A 13,413-nucleotide genomic window follows, 5' to 3' on the forward strand; every position below is an offset into this window, starting at 1 on the left:
CGTCGCCAATCGTAGCGGAACGGCGCCGCGACGGCGAGTATTCAGGGAGAACGCATATGAGCTGGCTCGACGAGCCCCTTGCGACGATCGCGCTGTGCTGGCGGGTCGAGCGGCGCGATGGCGTGGCGATCGGACTGACCGCACATGACCGCGACCTGACCGTCGATGGCTTCATCTATCGCGCGGCGCCCGGGATGACGCCGTCGGCGATCCAGCGCAGTGCGTCGTTCGACGCCGACAGCATGGATGTAACGGGCGCGCTTTCGGGCGCGGCGATCAGCGAGGCGGATCTGCTCGCCGGGCGGTGGGACGGCGCGCGGGTAGTGCTGTTTGCAGTCGACTGGACGAACCCGGTCGAACCAGCAGCGCTGGGCGAGGGCACCATCGGCGCCGTGGAATTGAAGCGCGGGGTGCTGACCGCGGAGTTGAGGGGAATCGTCGCGGCGCTGGAGGCGCCGGTGGTCGAGGCGACATCGCCCGAGTGCCGCGCCGAGCTGGGCGACAAAAGGTGCCGGGTGGCGATGGCGGGGCGGCGGCGGCTTGCGCGAGTGACCGCGGCGGACGGGGCGGTGCTGACACTGGATTCGGATGAGCCGATCGCGGGTGGCCGGGCCGGCGGACGGCTGCGCTGGATCAGCGGCGGCAATTCGGGGCTGGAGGATGCGATCGGCGCGTCCGCGGGCGCGCTCGTGACGTTGCGCCGGGAGCCGCGCTTTGGCGCGGTTGGAGCGTTGGTGGAGGTAAGCGAGGGATGCGACAAGTCGATCGCGACCTGTGCCGCCCGGTTCGCCAACGCGGCGAATTTTCGCGGAGAGCCATATCTGCCCGGGATCGACCTGCTGACCCGCTATCCCGGGGCATGACCCCGATCGAGCAGGCGCGCTGCGCGATCGGCGTCAGGTTCCGGCTGCATGGGCGGAGCATAGCGGACGGGCTGGACTGTGTCGGACTGGCTGGCCTTGCATACGGGGTTGAGGTGCCGCGCGGCTATTCGCTGCGGTCGGGCGATGCGCGGCCCGTGATCGCCACTGTCGCGGGGGCTGGGCTGGTGCGTGTGGACGATGCGTGCGCGGGCGATCTGGTGCTGTTCCGCGCCGGGCCGGGTCAGCTGCATCTGGGAATCGCGAGCGAAAATGGCGTGATCCATGCCGATGCGTCGTTGCGGCGCGTGGTCGAGCGGCCGGGCGCGCCGCCCTGGCCCGAGCTGATGCGCTGGCGGCGGTTCGAAGCGACGGAGGGGTGAATGGCGACGCTGGTATTGAGCACGATCGGGGGTGTGATCGGCGGACCGATCGGCGCAATGATCGGCAGCATGGCCGGGCAGGCGATCGACCGCGAGTTGCTGTTCAAGCCCAAGGGGCGCGAGGGACCGCGACTCAACGAACTCAAGGTGCAGACGTCGAGCTACGGCACGCCGATCCCGAAGCTGTTCGGGACGTTGCGCGTCGCGGGATCGGTGATCTGGGCCACAGACCTGATCGAGCACCGTCATCGCGAAGGCGGAAAGGGACGGCCGACGGTGACGAGCTATAGCTACACCGCGTCGTTCGCAGTGGCCCTGTCGGCGCGGCCGGTGCTGTCGGTGGGACGGATCTGGGCCGACGGTAAGCTGCTGCGCGGTGCGGCGGGCGACTGGAAGGTGCGGACCGGGTTCCGGCTGCATCATGGCGGCGAGGATCAAACGGCGGACCCGCTGATTGCATCGGCCGAGGGGATCGGTCTTGCACCGGCGCATCGCGGCATCGCCTATGCGGTGTTCGAGGATCTCGAGCTGGCGGATTACGGGAATCGCATCCCCTCGCTGTCGTTCGAGGTAATTGCCGATCCGGGGGCGGTGACGGCGGAGGTGATCGTCGAAGCCGTGTCGGATGGGCGCGTTTCCGGCGGCGACGCGCTGGTGCCGATCGAGGGATTTTCGGCCTATGGCGGATCGCGGCGCGGCGTGATCGAACCCCTGGCCGATTCGGCGGGGGCGTGGCCCGTGCTCGAAGCGGGGGTGCGGCTGTTGCGCGGAACGGGTGCGGCCGTGGAAGTCGTCGATATCGGTGCGGGTCCGGGATTGCCGGGCGACCGCGCGATCGCGACTTCCGACCGTACGCCGCGGCGCGTGACGCTGAGCCATTATGATCCGGCGCGTGACTATCAGGCAGGGGTGCAGATCGCGACGCGGCCCGGCGCGGGATATCGCGACGCCGCGATCGAACTGCCTGCTGCGCTCTCGGCCGGGACTGCCAAGCAGCTTGCCGAGGCCGCACTCGCGCAAGCCGACCAGCAGCGCGAGCGGCGGATCGTGCGGACCGGGTGGAACGCCTTGGGCATTGCGCCGGGCGCCCGCGTGCGGATCGCGGGGGAGCCGGGGCAATGGCGTGTCGCCGACTGGAGTCTTGAGGCAATGGCGGTGAGGCTGGAGCTGGTGCGAATCGCATCTGCGCCCCTTCCCGCTAGCGCGACACCGGGACGGGTGTTGCCCGCGCCCGACGATGTCGCGGGATCGACGATCCTTCACGCGTTCGAACTTCCGCATCTGGGCGAGGGCGTGCTGGCGGCGGCGCGCCTGTCCATCGCAGCATGGGGTACCGGCGCGGGCTGGCGGCACGCGGCGCTGGCGGTGAGCACCGATGGCGGAGTCCGTTGGGAGGCCGCCGGCGCTACCGCCGCGCCGGCTATTGCCGGGAATGTGGAAGACCCTGGCGGGGCGGCCGATTGCACGATCGCCGACCGGCGGAATGCGATCGTCGTCGAACTGGCGCATGGAAGGATGACGCTCGCCGATGCCGACGACGCGGCTCTCGATGCGGGCGTGAACCTGGCGCTGATCGGCAATGAGCTGGTCCAGTTCGGGGAAGCCGAGCCGTTAGGAGGCAATCGCTGGCGGCTGTCCCGGCTATGGCGCGGGCGCCGTGGGACCGAAGCGGCGGCCGGCACGGCGACGGCGGGCGACCGCTTCGTGCTGATCGATCACGCGACGCTCGCAATGCGCGACGGGATTGCGGGAATCGGCGCGGGCATTGCGATTCTGGGGACAGCGCCCGCCGATGGCGACGGTGTTGAGATCGCGACGCAGCTTACGGGAGCATCGATCCTGCCGCCCGCGCCGGTGCATCTGCGGCTTGAGAGGATGCCGGGTGGCGATGCGTGGCTTCGCTGGTCGCGCCGCAGCCGAAACGGCTGGCGCTGGCAGGACGGGGTCGAGGTACCGCTGGGCGAAGAGACCGAGCGGTATCGGGTGCGAATCGTTCGTGGCGCCGGCGAGGAATCGGTGGAGACCGTGGCGGCGGCCGAACTGGCGTTGCTCGCCGGTCTTGCCGGCCCGGCGCTGATCGAGGTGCGCCAGATCGGCGATCACGGCCTGTCGGCTCCGGCCGTCCTGACCCTCTAGAACTGGAGCACGACATGAACGCGACCGCACGATTCGCACTGCCCCTGCTGTATCCCGGCCAGGCGCAGAAGGAGCTATTCCATAACGAGGCGCTGGTGCTGGCCGAAGCGCTGATCCAGCCCTGTGTCGAAGCGATCGGAATCAATGCGCCGCCGACGGCCCCGGCCGCCGGGCAATGCTGGATTATCGGCGAATCACCCACGGGGGAATGGGCCGGGGCGGCGAAGGCGTTGGCGCTATGGACGGCGAGCGGATGGCGCTTCGTTCCGCCGCGCGAGGGGATGGCCGCCTGGGTTGCCGCGGACGGGCTCTGCGCGCGCTATACCGCTGGCGCCTGGCGCAACGGCAGGCTGACCGCGACGCGGCTCGAGATCGATGGCGAGCAAGTGGTCGGGCCGCGCGCGCCGGCGATCGATGATCCCGACGGCGGGGTGGTGGTGGATGCCGAGGCGCGCGTTGTGATTGACGCCATCCTGGCGGCGCTCCGGACCCACGGTCTGATCGACCCGCTATAACTGTGACGTTACGGCAACAGTCCCCTGATTTTGTTCGCTTGCGCGGAAACTTTCCGCACGGTAGGAAGTTAGCGCTGTCCGAAGTGGCAACCAAGAAAGGGGATTTATGATGCGGAAGCTTGCCGTAACACTGGCACTCGCTTCGACCGCGCTCGCAACGCCCGCCCTCGCCCGCGACAACGCGTGGTACGTGGGCGTCGAAGGCGGCGCGATGATTGTCGAAGATATCAGTTTCGACATCGGCGCGTCGACCGCTGCTGGCACGGTCGATCACAACTATGGCTATGACGTCGGTGGCGTCATCGGTTATGACCTCGGCGCGTTCCGCATCGAGGCGGACGTCAGCTATCGCAGCGCGTCGGTCGATGGTTATCGTTCGACCCTCACCACGCCGGCCTACAACGCGGCGAATGCGATCACCAATGCACCTGCCGGCAGCTATGACTATGCTGGTGGTAAGTCGTCGGCGCTGAGCTTCATGGTCAACGGCCTGCTCGATTTCGGTGATGACGATGGCGTACAGGGCTTCATCGGCGGTGGTGCGGGTGTGTCCCGCGTCAAGGCCGATTACGGTCTGAACACCCGCGGTTCGTTCCTCGACGATTCGGACACCGTGTTCGCATGGCAGGTTCTTGCGGGTCTGCGTCAGCCGATCACCGACAACATCGACGTGACGCTGAAGTATCGCTTCTTCAACGCCGACAACGTCAAGCTGGTCGACGTGACCGGCCGTCAGTTCGACGGTCGCTTCCGTTCGCACAGCATCCTCGGCGGCGTGACCTTCAACTTCGGCGAACCGGCAGCTCCGCCGCCGCCGCCGCCGCCGCCGGTCGAAGTGCCGCCGCCGCCGCCGCCGCCGGTCGAAGTGCCGCCGCCGCCGCCGCCGGTTTGCACCCCGGGACCGTATATCGTGTTCTTCGAGTGGGATAAGTCGGACATCACGCCTGAGGCGGCCGGCATTCTCGACAACGCGATCTCGGCATACCAGAACTGCGGTAACGCGCAGGTCATGCTGGCGGGCCACGCTGACCGTTCGGGTTCGGCGAGCTACAACGTCGGCCTGTCGCAGCGCCGTGCGGACTCGGTCCGCGGTTATCTGACCGGTCGCGGCATCGCCGACGGCACGATCAGCTCGGAAGCGTTCGGTGAAAGCCGTCCGCGCGTCGAGACCGCCGACGGCGTTCGCGAGCTGCAGAACCGCCGCGTGGAAATCACTTACGGTCCGGGTTCGGGCATGTAAGCCGCGCGGTCCGCTCTGCGGATCGACAAGAATTGGGGAGGCCGGGCAACCGGCCTCCCTTTTTCTTTGCGTGCGGCAGATCGCAGGACAAGGCGATCCCGCATGGCTTGTCTGCGATGGTTGACTGCTGCCACATCCTGACATCCGGATCGTGTAGAAGCGTCGCTGCCACCAGCATGGAGTGCGAGATGACCCTGACCGCCACCTGCCATTGCGGCGCGACCAGAATCGCGCTGCCTTATCCGCCAACCGAGGCGAAGCAGTGTAACTGCAGCTTCTGCTTCAAGACCGGCGCGATCTGGAGCTATTACCAGCCGGGTGAGGTGACGATCCTGTCGGGCGAGGGCGATCAGGTCTATTCAGCGAGTGGCGGGATGAACCGGCATCACTTCTGCGGCCAATGCGGGATCAGCAGCTGGGGTGATTCCCCGGACTGGGCGTCGGTATATAATAACGACGGGACGCCGAAGAACGGCGATCCGAACAGCTTCCCGGAAACCCGCATCATCGGTGTCAACATTCGCCTGATCGACGATTTCGACATCGCATCGGTAAAGGTCGAACAGGTCGATGGCCGCAACAGCTGGTGAACTTCCCTTCGATGCCCTTGCTGGATCCCAGGCGCATGGAAGCGAGCAATCCAGCGGGTCGTTCACGGCCAGACAGGCGTGAATTGCAGGCGCCGTTTCGGGGATCCGCGCTGAGGGCAGCGGTTTGGATTGCATCCCTGCTGCACGCGCGCATGATCCTGGTCGGATGAAACGCGAAGTCTTTCATGTCCGGTCATTTCGAGACGGCGCGATCACCGCGGTCGACGCGCTGTCGGGACGTTCGTTCGCGCGTCATGTGCATGACGAGTTCGGCGTCGGACTGGTAACGGGCGGCGCGCAACGCTCGTGGAGCGGGCGCGGCGCGGTGGAGGCGGTCAAAGGCAACCTCGTGACCGTGAACCCCGCCGAACTTCACGATGGGGCGCCGGTGGGGCCAGCGCGGTCTTGGTCGATGCTCTATTTCTCGCAGCAGATCGTGAGCGGGCTCGTCCACGACCTCGAAGATGGCCGACGCGCACTGGGTGAACTGCACGCGCCCGTTGTCGACAATCCGCGTCTTGCTGGGCTTTTCATGGCGACGCGACAGGCCCTTGTGCACGCGGGGGAAGAGGAGGCGTTCGAGGAACGGCTTCTGTCGCTCTTCGGGCGCCTGTTCGATGTCGGGTCGAAGGCGGTCGCCAATACCTCCCACCGGCTGGCGCAAGTGCGCGCGCGCATCGATGACGAACCGGCAGGGCGTCATGCCCTGGCCGATCTGGCGGCATTGGCCGACCTTAGCCGCTATCAGATGCTGCGGGCTTTTGCCCGCTTAACCGGGTTCACGCCGCACGCCTATGTGATGCAACGCCGCCTCGATCTGGCTCGCCGGTCGATCCGGGATGGCGCGACACTGGCGGATGCGGCAGCGGGTGCCGGCTTTGCCGACCAAAGCCACATGCACCGCGTCTTCGTCGCACGTCACGGCTTCACGCCGGGCGTCTACGCCGAAGCTTACCAACGTCGAAGTGCAATTTCGTTCAAGAGCGCTCCCGCCCGCCCACGCTAACCGGTACCGGCATTACACCGGAGGACCGAAGAATATGGGCAGGCACGATCAGACGCCGACAGAGATCACGATCCGGCGATGCGAGTCCGCCGATCTGGCCGAAACCCTCGCCATCATCAACGCCGCAGCTGAGGCGTATCGCGGCGTAATTCCGGCCGATCGCTGGCACGACCCCTATATGCCGGCCGAGTCGTTGCTGGCCGAGCTGGCCGATGGCGTGAAGTTCAGCGGCTGTGTCGCGCATGGGCGGCTGATCGGGGTGATGGGCGTCCAGCGCCGGCTTAACGTCGACCTTATCCGTCACGCCTATGTTCTCCCCGAGTGGCAAGGCCATGGAATCGGCTCGCGGTTGCTGGAACATCTCTGCCGCGACGCGGAACGGCCAATCCTGATCGGCACGTGGAAGGCGGCAGACTGGGCAATCCGCTTCTACGAACGGCATGGGTTCATATGCGTGCGCGATGACGATATCGCCCCTCTTCTCCGCACCTACTGGGACGTGCCGGAGCGGCAAATCGCGACCTCGGTCGTTCTGGCATCGCCTGCCCTGTCGAGCGATGCCGTACACGAACTGATCGCCGAAGCGGCCCTTGCATCCGATCGGTGAACTAGCCCGCTTCATCCGGGCTGAGCGCCGTGGCCAGCCAGTCCGGTAGCAGCGCATCGCCCAGCGCCTCGACGCGGCGATGCTCGACCATCAGCCCCAGATCCGGATACGCGGCGCGGGTGCGATCTCCCGCGTCGCCCAGCGGTGCGACGACGAGGCGGCGGTTGATCTTGGCGCGCCAGTTCATTCGCGCCGTATTCTCCTGCCCGACATAGCAGCCCTTGCTGAAGCTGACGCCGCCGAGCTCGGTCGCGTTGCATTCGAGCCAGAGCGTCTTGTCCTGACCCAGCTCGGCAGCGCCCTCGGTCACGCCAAGGCGCAGGCGGTGCTCAAGCCATCCGGTTGCGGGCGCGCCTTCTGCCTCTCCCAGCCAGCGATAGCCAAGCTCCGCCAGCCGCGGATCGGGAACGCCTGTGCCGGGTTCGCGTGACCAGTGCACGCCGCCCTCGACCGCTTCGATCGTGATCGGCCGGCGCAGGCGATAGATCGAAAGCCGACGGACTAACGCCTCGCGCTGTTCCGTCTGGCAGTCGATCAGGATCGCATCTCCCCCCGAATCCTTGCCATCCCACAGGATGAAGTCGAACAGCGCCTTTCCCTGCGCGGAGAGCAGCCCGGCCCATTGCGGTCCGCCCGGCCGCACGGCGTTGACGTCCTGCGTCACCAGTCCCTGCAGAAAGCCGCGGACGTCTTCCCCCGAAACACGAATGAGCGAACGATCGGCGAGCAGGGTGGCCCGAACCTGGCTGGTCTCTGTCATGCCGAACAGGTAGGACGCCGGAAGCGACTTCAAAAGAGGCTCTCATGGCGACGTTCGATCTCAAGCTCACTGGCGGCACTGTCCACCTGCCCGGCGGTCCCGCAATGGTCGATATCGGTGTGCGCGACGGCAGGATCGTCGCGATCGGCGCGCAGGGTGACGCGGGCGAGACGATCGACTGCACCGGCCTCGATATCCTTCCCGGCGTGATCGACAGCCAGGTCCATTTCCGCGAGCCGGGGCTCGAGGCCAAGGAGGACCTCGAATCCGGCAGCCGCGCCGCGGTGCTGGGCGGCGTGACCGCGGTGTTCGAGATGCCGAACACCAAGCCCAACACCGACACCGCCGATGCCGTCAACGACAAGCTCGCACGCGCGAAGGACCGCATGTGGTGCGACCATGCTTTCTATGTCGGTGCAACCAACAATAATGCCACCGAGCTGGCCGAGCTCGAGCGGATGCCGGGCACCGCCGGGGTCAAGATTTTCATGGGCGCCTCGACCGGCGACCTGCTGGTGTCGGACGACGCCAATCTCGCCCGCGTCCTCGCCTCGGGCCATCGCCGCGTCGCGATCCATGCCGAGGACGAGTTTCGGATGAACGAGCGCGAGGGTGAGCGCGTGCCCGGCGATCCCAGCTCGCACCCGGTGTGGCGGGACGATGAGAGCGCGATCATGGCCACGCGCCGGATCCTCAAGCTTGCACGTGAGGCGCGGCGCCGCATTCACGTTCTTCATGTGACGACGCCGGCCGAGCTGGAGCTGCTCGGTCAGCACAAGGATATCGCGACCTGTGAGGTGACGCCCCAGCATCTGACGCTGGCGGCCGAGGACGCCTATCCGCGGCTTGGCACCTATGCCCAGATGAACCCGCCGATCCGCTCGGCCGCGCATCGCGACGGGCTGTGGCACTGGCTCAACCAGGGCGTACCGGATGTGCTCGGTTCCGATCACGCGCCGCACACGATCGAGGAGAAGGCCAAGCCCTATCCATCCTCACCCAGCGGCATGCCCGGTGTGCAAACGCTGCTGCCGCTGCTGCTCGACCATGTCGCCAAGGGGCGCACCACGCTTGCACGGCTGATCGACCTCACCAGCGCCGGGCCGCAGCGCGTGTTCGGGCTGGTGGGCAAGGGCCGGATCGTCACGGGCTATGACGCGGACTTCACCGTGGTCGATTTGAAGAAGCAGTGGACCGTCGAGGAAAGCTGGCTCGCGTCGCGCTGCGGCTGGTCGCCGTTCACCGGGGATCAGCTCACCGGCAAGCCGATCGGTACGATCATCCGGGGCCGCAAGGTGATGTGGGACGGCCAGCTCGCCAATGCCGCGCACGGCCGCCCGGTGCGGTTCGAGGCGGTCGAGTTCGGATGAGTCGTCTCTAAAGCGTCACCCCGGCACAAGGCCGGGGGACGACGGGTCTTCACTCCGCCGCTTCGTCCACCGCCTCGCGCTCGGCCTGCTGGCGCGCCCACATCTCGGCATAGACGCCGCGCAGCTCGAGCAGCTCGGCATGCGTGCCCTGCTCGGCGATGCGCCCCGCCTCCAGCACCACAATGCGGTCGGCATTGACCACAGTCGACAGGCGGTGCGCGATCACGATCGTCGTCCGCCCGCGCTCGATCGCCTCCAGCGTGTCGAGGATCTCCGCCTCCGTCCGCGAATCCAGCGCGCTGGTTGCCTCGTCGAGGATCAGGATCGGCGGATCCTTGAGCAGGGTGCGCGCGATCGCCACCCGCTGCTTCTCTCCCCCCGAGAGTTTCAGCCCGCGCTCGCCGACGCGCGTGTCGTAGCCGCTCGGCATGCTCTCGATGAACCCGGCGATCGCCGCGCCGCGTGCCGCCGCCGCGACCTGCTCCGCCGTCGCGCCTTCGCGGCCATAGGCGATGTTGTAGCCGACCGTGTCGTTGAACAGCACCGTATCCTGCGGAACGATGCCGATCGCGGCGCGCAGGCTTGCCTGCGTCACCTGCGAAATATCCTGCCCGTCGATCGTCACCCGTCCGCCCGTGAGGTCGTAGAAACGGTAGAGGATGCGCGCGAGTGTGGACTTGCCCGCGCCCGAAGGGCCGACCACCGCGACCGTCTGGCCCGGTTTGATGACCAGATCGATGCCCTTCAGGATATCGCGCTCGGCATCATAGCCGAAATGCACATCCTCGAACCGCACCTCGCCGCGCGACACCTGCAACGCGGGCGCGCCGGGCGCATCCTTCACTTCGGCATCGGTGTCGATCAGGTCGAACATCGCGCCCATGTCGATCACGCCCTGGCGGATCGTGCGATAGACCCAGCCGAGCATGTCGAGCGGGCGGAACAGCTGGCTCAGCAGCGTCGAGACGAACACGACGTCGCCCGCCGTGAAGTCGCCCGATGACCAGCCCCAGGCGACTACTGCCATGCCCGCGCCCAGCATCACATTGGTGATCAGCGATTGCCCCATGTTGAGCCAGGCGAGCGAGTTCTCGCTCTTCACCGCCGCCTTGGCATAGGCGTCGACTGCCTTTGAATAGCGGTCTGCCTCGCGCTTCTCGGCGTTGAAATATTTGACCGTCTCGAAATTGAGCAGCGAATCCACCGCATGCGCGACCGCACCGGTGTCGAGATCGTTCATCTGCTCGCGCAGCTTGGAGCGCCAGTCGGTGATCCAGCGGGTGAAGGCGATGTAGATCACCACCATCGCCAGCGTCGATGCGACCAGCCACCAGCCGAACTTGCTGCCAAAGATCTGCAGCACCAGCGCCAGCTCGAGGATCGTCGGGGCGATGTTGAACAACAGGAAGTAGAGCATCGAATCGATGCTCTTGGTCCCGCGCTCGACCACCTTGGTGACCGCGCCGGTGCGCCGTTCGAGATGGAAGCGCAGCGACAGCTGGTGGAGATGGCGAAAGGTGACGATGGCCAGCCGCCGCGTCGCATCCTGGCCGACCTTCTCGAACACGGCGTTGCGCAGATTGTCGAACAAGGTGGTGAACAGCCGCGCCGCGGCATAGCCGACCACCATCAGGATGACGAACGTCACCACGCCGCGGTCATTCAGCGCCATGCTGTCGACCGCGGCCTTGAGCGCATAGGCCGCGCCATAGACCTGGACCACCTTGGACAGCAGCACCAGCACCAGCGCGCCGATGATGCGCGCCTTCAGCCCCGGCATGCCATCGGGCCAGAGATAAGGAAGGAAGCGCCGGAGCGTGGCGAACAACGGGCGTTCGCCGCCGGCGGGAGCGGTCTGGGGCGGCATGCCCGCTATCTGGGGCCGTTGTGCCGCCGATGCAACAAAGCCGCCTCGCCATCCGTTATGATGGCGAGGAGCGAGACGATGGAACCCGTTTTCTACGTGATGGCAATCCTTGGCTGCGGCGACGATCAGTCGCAATGCCGTGAGGCGCGTGTCGAGCCGGTCCGGTATCAGAGCGCGGCGCATTGTCAGGAGGCGATGGCGCAGGTGCTGCCGCGCCACGCCGATCTTTCCTTCCCGGTCATCGTCGCTGCGTGTCAGCGTCGTGGCGAGCAGATGGCGCGTACTGAGGCGACATCGCCGCGCGGCTAATGCTTCAGCAGCGTTCCATCGGCAGCGCCCAGCGGATCTGATCGCGCAACAGCGCCTCCAGCTCCGGCGCGTTCGCATTGTGCGCAGCCGCGCGCTTGCGCAACAGGGTCAGTAAAAGGTCCGCGCGGCTCGCGGGCGGGGCGGGGGCTGCACGGCCCTTCGCGAGCGCGCGGGACAGGTTAAGCGATAACACGGTCATTATCCGCTCTTTCGCACGCCTCCCGTTTCCGGGGCGTCGCCGAACGCGGTTAACGCGGGCGGGTCCATAGCGCCGCGGGGCGGGGCGCGGCCGGATAGAGACGATGGCGCAGCGCGGCCTGAACCAGCGCCCGCGCCATCCAGCCAAGCTTCTGCATATTGCCCGTCTGCGCGCGGTGATCCCAGGCATGATCGCCGCGCGCGACGACTTCGCGTGCGATATCGCCATAGATGCCCGCCGCCGCGAGCACCGCCCAGGCCGAGCGGAAGCGCAGCGCCGGCGCGCCGTGCCGCGCGCTCGCGGCATAGGCTTCGGCCATCTCCCCCAGCCATTTTGCGATGACGGTGAGGCGCGGCCGGAAGGGCGGCTTCATGTGCTGGCCGGGCGGGATGTCCATTTCGACCAGCCAGTCGACCGGAAGGTAGCAGCGGCCGATGCGATCGTCGGCCTCGATATCGCGCGCGATATTGGCAAGCTGGAAACCGATGCCGAGGTCGCAGGCACGGTCGAGCGTCGCCTCGTCTGCAGGATCGACGCCCATCGCCACCGCCATCATGCACCCGACCGCACCCGCGACATGGTAGCAATAGCGCAGCAGATCGTCCTCGCTGCGCGGGAACCAGCCCCTCGCGTCGAGCGCGAACCCGTCGATCAGGTCATGAACGAAGCGGTGCGGAAGATGGACTTCCTCCGTGACGATCTTCAGCGCATCGAACGCGGGATCGCCGGTCCATTGTCCGGCGAGCGCTTTGCCGGTCAGGTCGCGGATCTGCGTCAGCCGTGCCGCTGGGTCGGTGACCGGCGCGGCGTCATGCCCCAGTTCCTGTCCGTCGGCGAGATCGTCGCAGGCGCGGCACCAGGCGTAGAGCAGCCAGGCGCGTTCGCGCGTGACGGGATCGAAGATCTGGCTCGCCATCGCAAAGCTGCGCGATCCGCGCGCGATACTGTCCTGCGCCGCCGCGACCACCAGGGCGCGGCTGGGCGGGCTCACAGGTCCTTGCTGCCGATCTGGCCGATGGTGGTCGCGGGAACATGCGCGGCCATCTTGGCCAGCAACCCGTCGAGCTGATCGTCGATGATCAGCAGCCCCTGATGCTGCGGGCGCAGAAAGCCGACCTCGCCCATCGTCTTCACGAAGCTGATCAGCCCGTCATAAAAACTGGCGGTGTTGAGCAGCCCCACCGGCTTGGCGTGATAGCCGATCTGCGCCCAGCTCATCGCCTCCCACAGCTCATCCATCGTCCCGGTGCCGCCGGGCAGCGTGACGAAGCCGTCCGAAATGTCGGTGAAGGCCTGTTTGCGCTCATGCATCGTGCGCACGATGTGCAGCTCGGTACAGCCGCGATGCGCGACCTCGGCATCGACCAGCGCCTGCGGGATCACGCCGATGACTTCACCGCCGGCTTCCAGCGCCGCGTCGGCGACCGCGCCCATCAGGCCGAGCCGCCCGCCGCCATAGACCACGCCGATCCCGCGTTCGGCGAGGGTGCGGCCGACAAATCGGGCATTCTCGACATAGACCGGGTCGCTCGGGGTGGCGGAGCCGCAATAGATGGCAAGGCGCTTCAGGG

The 13,413-nt window shown here is 67.0% G+C and carries 15 protein-coding genes; 10 read left to right on the plus strand and 5 right to left on the minus strand.

The annotated features are described in order from the left end of the window. Nucleotides 1-56 precede the first annotated feature (56 nt). The 8 genes from AC07NK_RS03485 to AC07NK_RS03520 all read left to right on the plus strand — a co-directional run bounded on the left by AC07NK_RS03485 (nucleotide 57) and on the right by AC07NK_RS03520 (nucleotide 7,337). A complete protein-coding gene (locus tag AC07NK_RS03485) occupies nucleotides 57-863 on the plus strand; it encodes a phage/gene transfer agent baseplate hub protein (protein WP_495169167.1) in 807 nt (268 codons plus the stop codon). Further along, the gene (locus tag AC07NK_RS03490; protein WP_495169168.1) at nucleotides 860-1,243 is read left to right on the plus strand and encodes a C40 family peptidase; all 384 of its coding nucleotides are present in this window, start codon (nucleotides 860-862) and stop codon (nucleotides 1,241-1,243) included. Before AC07NK_RS03485 ends, AC07NK_RS03490 begins: the two co-directional genes overlap by 4 nt. Then, nucleotides 1,244-3,379 (plus strand): phage tail protein, encoded by a 2,136-nt coding sequence (locus AC07NK_RS03495; RefSeq protein ID WP_495169169.1) that lies wholly within the window; start codon nucleotides 1,244-1,246, stop codon nucleotides 3,377-3,379. Between the two features lie 14 nt (nucleotides 3,380-3,393). After that, entirely contained in the window at nucleotides 3,394-3,894 is a 501-nt protein-coding gene (locus AC07NK_RS03500; RefSeq protein WP_495169170.1) for a DUF2793 domain-containing protein, read from the plus strand. A gap of 109 nt (nucleotides 3,895-4,003) precedes the next feature. Next, nucleotides 4,004-5,134, plus strand: coding sequence for an OmpA family protein (locus AC07NK_RS03505; RefSeq protein WP_495169171.1), 1,131 nt, complete (start codon nucleotides 4,004-4,006; stop codon nucleotides 5,132-5,134). A gap of 188 nt (nucleotides 5,135-5,322) precedes the next feature. Then, nucleotides 5,323-5,724, plus strand: a complete 402-nt coding sequence (locus tag AC07NK_RS03510; protein ID WP_495169172.1) for a GFA family protein — start codon at nucleotides 5,323-5,325, stop codon at nucleotides 5,722-5,724. A gap of 166 nt (nucleotides 5,725-5,890) precedes the next feature. After that, nucleotides 5,891-6,730 (plus strand): helix-turn-helix domain-containing protein, encoded by an 840-nt coding sequence (locus AC07NK_RS03515; protein ID WP_495169173.1) that lies wholly within the window; start codon nucleotides 5,891-5,893, stop codon nucleotides 6,728-6,730. A 34-nt stretch (nucleotides 6,731-6,764) separates the two neighbouring features. Beyond that, the gene (locus AC07NK_RS03520; protein WP_495169174.1) at nucleotides 6,765-7,337 is read left to right on the plus strand and encodes a GNAT family N-acetyltransferase; all 573 of its coding nucleotides are present in this window, start codon (nucleotides 6,765-6,767) and stop codon (nucleotides 7,335-7,337) included. Nucleotide 7,338: 1 nt separating this feature from the next. Here AC07NK_RS03520 and ygfZ read toward each other — a convergent pair whose 3' ends face one another. Next, entirely contained in the window at nucleotides 7,339-8,097 is a 759-nt protein-coding gene (gene ygfZ / locus AC07NK_RS03525; protein ID WP_495169625.1) for a CAF17-like 4Fe-4S cluster assembly/insertion protein YgfZ, read from the minus strand. Between the two features lie 44 nt (nucleotides 8,098-8,141). Between ygfZ and AC07NK_RS03530 the strand changes: the two genes are divergently transcribed. Next, nucleotides 8,142-9,467 carry a dihydroorotase gene (locus AC07NK_RS03530; protein ID WP_495169175.1) on the plus strand — a complete coding sequence of 442 codons (1,326 nt, stop codon included), beginning with the start codon at nucleotides 8,142-8,144 and terminating at the stop codon, nucleotides 9,465-9,467. 49 nt (nucleotides 9,468-9,516) lie between these two features. On the opposite strand, the gene AC07NK_RS03535 is transcribed toward AC07NK_RS03530, so the two are convergent. Beyond that, nucleotides 9,517-11,334 carry an ABCB family ABC transporter ATP-binding protein/permease gene (locus tag AC07NK_RS03535; RefSeq protein WP_495169176.1) on the minus strand — a complete coding sequence of 606 codons (1,818 nt, stop codon included), beginning with the start codon at nucleotides 11,332-11,334 and terminating at the stop codon, nucleotides 9,517-9,519. A 78-nt stretch (nucleotides 11,335-11,412) separates the two neighbouring features. Here AC07NK_RS03535 and AC07NK_RS03540 point away from each other — a divergent pair, with 78 nt between their 5' ends. Continuing rightward, entirely contained in the window at nucleotides 11,413-11,643 is a 231-nt protein-coding gene (locus AC07NK_RS03540) for a hypothetical protein (RefSeq protein ID WP_495169177.1), read from the plus strand. 4 nt (nucleotides 11,644-11,647) lie between these two features. On the opposite strand, the gene AC07NK_RS03545 is transcribed toward AC07NK_RS03540, so the two are convergent. The 3 genes from AC07NK_RS03545 to AC07NK_RS03555 are packed head-to-tail and all read right to left on the minus strand — an operon-like array spanning nucleotide 11,648 to nucleotide 13,411. Further along, nucleotides 11,648-11,842 carry a hypothetical protein gene (locus AC07NK_RS03545; RefSeq protein ID WP_495169178.1) on the minus strand — a complete coding sequence of 65 codons (195 nt, stop codon included), beginning with the start codon at nucleotides 11,840-11,842 and terminating at the stop codon, nucleotides 11,648-11,650. Nucleotides 11,843-11,891: 49 nt separating this feature from the next. Then, complete coding sequence (locus tag AC07NK_RS03550) at nucleotides 11,892-12,812, minus strand: phytoene/squalene synthase family protein (RefSeq protein ID WP_495169626.1); 921 nt, start codon at nucleotides 12,810-12,812, stop codon at nucleotides 11,892-11,894. A gap of 17 nt (nucleotides 12,813-12,829) precedes the next feature. Beyond that, nucleotides 12,830-13,411 carry an LOG family protein gene (locus AC07NK_RS03555; protein WP_495169627.1) on the minus strand — a complete coding sequence of 194 codons (582 nt, stop codon included), beginning with the start codon at nucleotides 13,409-13,411 and terminating at the stop codon, nucleotides 12,830-12,832. Nucleotides 13,412-13,413: the final 2 nt, after the last annotated feature.

This window comes from Sphingomonas sp. GW821-FHT09B04 (assembly GCF_059418285.1).